Origin of the sequence: Oceanobacter antarcticus, from assembly GCF_044962685.1 — a bacterium.
Taxonomy (GTDB): domain Bacteria; phylum Pseudomonadota; class Gammaproteobacteria; order Pseudomonadales; family Oceanobacteraceae; genus Oceanobacter; species Oceanobacter antarcticus.
This window is the reverse complement of the sequence record NZ_JBBKTX010000093.1, coordinates 1-300: the sequence shown is the minus strand read 5'-3', so window position 1 is coordinate 300 and position 300 is coordinate 1. Positions and strand designations below refer to the sequence as shown.

General features: G+C 52.0%; 1 protein-coding gene. It reads right to left on the bottom strand.

What is annotated here, in order from left to right; translation table 11 throughout:
* On the bottom strand, positions 1 to 155 hold a 155-nt coding region (tnpB, locus tag WG929_RS21065; RefSeq protein ID WP_416207631.1), incomplete at its 3' end, for an IS66 family insertion sequence element accessory protein TnpB.
* Between the last annotated feature and the right edge of the window lie 145 nt (positions 156 to 300).

Sequence of the window (300 nt, the reverse complement as noted above, 5' to 3'; positions counted from 1 at the left end):
TCCCGGTCGCGATTACAAAAGACAAACAGAGCATTGGCCATAGGACTAAGCTCCAGCTCTTGCTCGACCAGTGCCGACAAGCCATTAATCGACTTGCGCATGTCAACGGTGCCTGCGTATACATATACCTGAACCGCTGCACTGGGCCTAAGCATATAAAAGCCCTCGATCTTTTAATACCAGCAACAGATCCGGCAAGGCTTCAGTTGGCAGCTCAATGATGGCTTGTGCACCCAACCTTAACCGCGCCGGAGAGGGTGAGGTCACGGTGATTGGAATCAAAGCCTTTGGCTTGTCCAC